The sequence below is a fragment of the Thermus sp. 2.9 genome (assembly GCF_000794385.1).
Taxonomy (GTDB): Bacteria; Deinococcota; Deinococci; order Deinococcales; family Thermaceae; genus Thermus; species Thermus thalpophilus.
In genome coordinates this window covers 1-5,566 of record NZ_JTJB01000060.1, presented here as the reverse complement: position 1 = coordinate 5,566, position 5,566 = coordinate 1, and the positions used below count along the sequence as shown (strand labels likewise).

At 64.2% G+C, this 5,566-nt stretch carries 4 protein-coding genes; all 4 read right to left on the bottom strand.

The genetic code is table 11. The annotated features are described in order from the left end of the window. The coding region (gene cas7e / locus QT17_RS12890; RefSeq protein ID WP_039460614.1) for a type I-E CRISPR-associated protein Cas7/Cse4/CasC at nt 1–1,114 on the bottom strand (1,114 nt) is incomplete at its 3' end. Further along, nucleotides 1,111–1,611 carry a type I-E CRISPR-associated protein Cse2/CasB gene (casB, locus tag QT17_RS12885; RefSeq protein ID WP_039460612.1) on the bottom strand — a complete coding sequence of 167 codons (501 nt, stop codon included), beginning with the start codon at nt 1,609–1,611 and terminating at the stop codon, nt 1,111–1,113. The genes cas7e and casB, both read right to left, overlap by 4 nt. Continuing rightward, nucleotides 1,608–3,104 carry a type I-E CRISPR-associated protein Cse1/CasA gene (gene casA / locus QT17_RS12880; protein WP_152607424.1) on the bottom strand — a complete coding sequence of 499 codons (1,497 nt, stop codon included), beginning with the start codon at nt 3,102–3,104 and terminating at the stop codon, nt 1,608–1,610. Before casA ends, casB begins: the two co-directional genes overlap by 4 nt. Then, a partial coding sequence (cas3, locus tag QT17_RS12875) for a CRISPR-associated helicase Cas3' (RefSeq protein WP_039460609.1) occupies nt 3,101–5,566 on the bottom strand: 2,466 nt, incomplete at its 5' end. The genes casA and cas3, both read right to left, overlap by 4 nt.

Below are 5,566 nucleotides of genomic sequence, written 5' to 3'. Positions count from 1 at the left end.
CCTCCAGAAGCTTCCTAATGGCTTCTTCTATGCGCTGGCTAAGAGTGGGCCAGTCCTCTGCTAGGGGCAACGTTGCCGTTTCCGCCTCCGTGAGGTTAATGGCCCCTTTCCACTCGGGTCGCAAGGGTCCGAAAGCCCGGTCAAAGCGCTCCCACTCCCGGACCAGAGCCTCCACGGAAAGAGCCGAGAGCGCTCGGTCCTCCCTCGGGCGTATGGGCCGCTCAAATGCCGTGGCCAAGTTGCGGGGAAGCCCCTCCCCCGCCCGGAAGGCGACGAATAAGGGGGGGTTGTGGGCGGCAAAGCTGTTTTGCTTCCCCGAGGGCAAGGTGCTGGCGAAGGCCGCAAAGAAGGCCAAAGCCCCCTTGAGGGCAAGCTCCTTATCGCCCTGAAGGTTTTCCAGAAGTTTTTGCAGGTCTACCACGGCGTAGCGGTAGAGGGTGGCGGAGTAGAACTCCACATCCCCCATCATCCCGGCCCCGGTTTCCTCCTTGGGGTTCAGGTCGTCCACGGCCGTGTAAAAGTCAAACTCCCGGTCCACCTTGTGGGTGGATAGGGCGTGGGCCACCTGGGCGGCCGCGTCCACCCCAAGTTCCGGCCGATCCGCCAGCATCCGACCGAAAAGGGCCAGGTCTACGGCCTTCCCCCCGTCCAAGACCTTCTCCAGCACCTTCTTAACCTCGGGGCTCACGTCCGTCTTCTTCTTACCCTTCACCTCGCCCGAGAGCGCCTCGAGGTGAGCCCGGATGGCCTCAGCCAAGCGGTCCAGCTCCCTATTCCCCAGAAAGAGGAGATACTCGCTCGCCCCTCCCTCCTTGACGCCAAAACCCAAACTGTTGAGCGCATTCTCAATGGCTTGGCGGGCCTGGCCCTCGGGGACGTCCGAAAGCCGCGACAAAAGGGCTTCCACCAAGCGCTTGGTGCGCACTGCCCGCTCATGCGGCTCCAGGAGGGGCCAGTCGCGGAAGGCCACCCTCACCGCCCGCTTCTGCGCCTGGCTAGAGATGCGGGCCCGCCGAAAGCCGCCAAACAGGGCATCCTTAGGGCTTCCCGTGTCGTCCCGGTTGAGGTTGCTGGGAACCACCGTCTGCAACACGTGCACTTCCAAAAGCTTCATTCCGCCACCTCCTCTTCCTTTACACCCTCTTCCTTAGCGCCGTAGAACTCCCGAGCCCAGCGGGCCTGGACCCGCCGATTGGGATGAAACCAGTCCAACAGGTCTTCCAGAAGCCGCGCAAAGTCTAGGCCTCCTTCCACCAAGCCCACGGCTTGGCGGAGCCGAAAGGCAATCTGGTCGCGGTCTGCGTCCAGAAGGGCCAGGAAGCGCTTTTCCACGCTCTTGGAGTCCCGCTCCTTCCCCGCCGCCCAAAGTGCCTGGGCGAGGCTTCGGCCGCTTTGGTGAGCGCCGTCCATAAGGGCGAAGAGCCCCGCCACCAGGTAGTGGGCTTCCCTGCCCCAGCCCTCCTCCCGCACGAAGGGCTCCACATAGGGCATGGCAGGAGGGTAGGCCCCCAAGGGAAAAGCCAAGCTCCGGCGCAAAGCCGCCCGCGCCGGGGTCCAAGAGGTCCCCGTTTGCAGGGACGTAAGCCACTCCAAAAAAGCCGCTCCCTTCATGCGTTCACCTCCTCGAGCTCCCTCAAAGCCAAGGTCAAGGCCCTTTCGCCCTCCGCCAAAGCGGCCAGGTGCCGGCCTTCGGTCCCCACGAAGAGGCGGGTTTCCTCCCAAGCGCGCCAGGCCGCTTGGCGAAGCCGTTGGCGCCAGGCGTCCAAGGCACCCGGCTGGTCCAGGGCCTCAAGGAACTCCGGGAAAGCCAGGTCCAAGCTCGCCCAGTAGCTTCGCAGTAAGGGCAAGGAACGGACGAAGGCCTCCAGCTCCTTTGTGTCCTTTTCCCCCAAGACGCCCCGCGCCACCTTCCACGCCACGGAGCGGAGCGCCTCGCCCACCCTTTCCGACTTCCCCAAAGCCGCCTGCAGGGCAAGGGCACCTTCGGGCAGGAGGAGGGCCGAGGGAAAAGGGTACACCTCCCGCCTCACGTCCAAAACCTTGGCCTGGTCCGACACCTGGCCCAAAACCCTTAGCCGATACGCCCTACCCACCTCACGGCCCACGGCACCCGCGTGATGGAGCACTCCAGGTGGCGTCCCTCCCGCATTGGGAAGCATGGCCCCAAAATCGCGCCAAAAGCTCCGCTCCTCGCTTAGGCGTAAGGGGAGGATGTTCCCCTTGGCGTCCTTGCGGTAGGCCACCATGGGGTCGCGAAAAAGGGCGGATAGCGGCTCCACCCCGGGGCCATAGCCCATGTACCGGACCCCATCCCCTTCATCCAGAAGGCGTACTCCCCGGCTCGGCCACGTGTAGACTCGGGTGAGGCCGGAAAGGGGCCACTTGGTGGCGGCGTTTTCCACGTCCTTCCGCCTGAGAGGGGGTGCTTCCCAAAGGGCTTCGTCGTCCCGCCCCTCGTAGGGCACCAGATTTAGGACCAAGGTTTCAAACAGGCTCTCACCCGTGGGAAGGAACACGGCGGGGCGGGCCAAAGGTGCATCCTTCCCCGAAGTAACCCCAAGCCGCTTGATGAGGCCACCTGGAGTGAAGCTTTGGTGCACCGCCAGGGCCCGCGCCGCCTCGGCATAGGGGATTTTTGGCGGGTTTTCGTCCGTGGTGTGGTCAAAGAGGGTTGGGTTGTTGCCTCCAGCCGGCTCCGGGCGGAGTTTGGTCCAGGGAACAGGCTCCTCCTCGGGCAGGTCAGCGATTTGTAAAAAGGGAGCGTCAGGGTGGAAAAGCCAAAAACGGTGGAAATGGCGGTCCAGATAACTCTCCAGTGCGCCACGGTCAAAACCGCCTCCGTCCAGGAGGTCGGCGGCGTCTTGCTCGTCCCGCACGGGGGGCAGGGCCCGGTGGAGGACGGCAAGGAGTAGGCGGTGAAGGGCCGCCTCCTCCAAGGGAGAGGCGGTTTCTATACGGGCGATGGCGTGGGCCTCGAGGAGCGCCTGCTTCAAGCTCACCTCGCGCACCTGTCCTCCCCATAGCACGGGGATCCACGGCTCTTCCAGAAGGTTAAACCTTTCCACGCTCTCACCTGATCCCAGGCTAGCACCTAAACCCGTCATCTGCTGACGGGAACGTACACCACCCCGAGTTGCGGGTCCACTTCCACCCGGAAAGCTCCCTTGCCCTCACCGAAGACGCTACCCACCTCCAGGGGGCGCAGGCTTCGGAGGAGGCCGCTTTTACCCCAGGCGGAAGGAGGCCCGTCTTGGAGGAGTTTTTGGGGTATCGGGTAGCGGGAAAGCCGCACCGCCCGCCGCCAGAGGGACACCGCCTCGTCCTTGCTAAGCTCGCCCTTGAGCCGCGCGGGCCGCCGCCCTTCGGGATCCAAATAGAGGCCGTCACCCACCCGGTAGAGGGGCACCACGGGCACGCTGGCCTCCCCTAAACGGGTGAGAAGGCGCTGGGTGTGCGGACTTTCGGCCTCGTCGTCCAAGCGCAAACCAGAGGCCAAGTGAGCGGCGTCCCCTTCCCTCATGAGCCTTTCCGGTTCCCAAAGGGCCAGGTTTTGGGCCGTCTTCTCCTCCTGTGCCCGGCGTTCCTCCATGCGCTTGTAAGCCCTCTCGGCCCGGTCTCGGAGGGTTTCGGGGAACCGATGGGGCTCCCGCGCGTAGACCTCTTCCAGAAGGGCCTCGAGGTCGTCCGGTACCCGGAACTCCACCCTGTCCTTCAGGGCTAGCCAGGTGGAGAGGAGAACATATTCCTCGTAAACCTTGTCCCAGTGAAGTTCCCCCCAAGCCTCGATTTCCTCCAGGCCGCCCACCCAAAGCCGGGCCTCTTGGTGCCCCGGCGGGCGGGACCTTGCGTGGCGGTGAAGCCTCCCCGTCCGCTGGAAAAGAAGGTCTATGGGGGCGAGATCGCTGTAGAGGAGGTCAAAGTCCAGGTCTAGGCTCTGCTCGGCCACCTGGGTGGCCACCAGGACGGCCCGCTCGGGCCGCGGGCCCCCTTTGCCGAAAAGCGCCAGGGCCACGGCTTCCCTAAGGGCTCGGTCCTCGGCGGGAAAGCGGGCGTGGAGGAGGAACACCAAGGTTCCGTCCTCCAGGGCCTTTCCCACCACTTGCTCCCCCTTTTCCTCCCGCATCTCAAGGAGTTCCGCCCACGGACCCTTCTCCTCCTGGGAGGCGTGGGGGAAGCGGTCAAGGAGCTCCGAGAGCCTAAGGGGTGTACCCGCCCCCAACGCCCGGTAAAGGGCCTGGGCCCGGTCCACGGTGTTCACCACAGCGCCCAGGGCACCAGGCAGCGCGGCAAGGAGACTCTTTGCCAAGGCTTCGGGTTCTACTTTGGCCTTTTCCAGGCGAATGCTCCGCGAGGGCAGTGGCAGGCTTTCCGCACCGAGTAGCTTTTCGCCGAAGATAGCCAGCCGAGGATAGGGGGGAAGCTCCTCTTCCGAAACCCCCCAGGCCCGAAGAAGGGCGGCCCGCTTGCCCTTGGGGAGCGTGGCGGTCATGAGGACCACGCTGGAGCCCAGGGACCTGAGCCAACGGAGGAGGGCCTCGAGGAGGCCCGAGGTGTAGGTATCGTAAGCGTGGACCTCATCCAGCACCACCACCCGGTTCATGAGGCCCCAAAGCCGCACGAAGTGGTGCTTCACCGTGAGGACGCCCAGGAGCGCCTGGTCTAGGGTGCCCACCCCGTGGGAGGAGAGCATGGCCCGCTTCTTGGCAGAAAACCAGGCGGAAGCGGAAACCGCTCCCTCTTCCTTATCCCCTCTACGGTCAAAAACTTGGGTCGGGTGGGCCCTCTCCAAAAGGTCCTCGTACAGCGGGTTGAGCATGGCCGCCCCGTGTTGGAGCTGAAGGTCCAGGGCGCCAAGGGCCAAATTCTCCAGGAAACGCTGGACCCTAGGAAAAAGGCCGTTGGCCGTGGCCTGGGTGGGTAGGGCCACGTAAAGACCCCGGTGCTTCAAGCGCTCCACCAACAGGTGGTAGGCGTACAAGGCCGCTTCCGTCTTGCCCATCCCCATAGGGGCTTCCACCAAGAGAAGGATGGGCTCCTGGACGTGCTCTAAAAGACACGAGACTGCCTTTTGCAAATCGTTGGGGGAAAAGGGAAAGATTTGGGAAAACTCCTTCGGTGCCTGGGCCTCGCGTTTGCGCCATCCCACCCGGTCCAAAGCCTTCTCGGCTAGGTCTAGCGCTTCCCTCAGGTAATCCGGCCTCAGAGGGTCGCGCCCGTATGGAAATAAACTCGGGTCCGAAGCGATCCAATCGGCGAAGGAAGCTATAGCCATGACCCGAAGCACCCCTTCCGGGGAGACCTCCTGAAGCGAGGGCACTAGGGCACCTGTGGCTTGGCGCAGGCGATCCAGCAACCAAGCCCGCGCTTCCTGCCAGCCGTGGGGCTCGCTTTGGACATGAAGGGTTGCCCGTTGAAGCTCGTTGCCCTGAGCGGGAAAGCCGTGGTGAGCGCCTAGGGCCTTGGCCAGGCGGGAGGCGGCCCTACGTCCCAAGCCCAACGCCCGCAAAGCGTCTTTAACGTAAAGCTCGGTAAGGACGCCGTGCGCCACCCAGGTCGTGTCAAGATT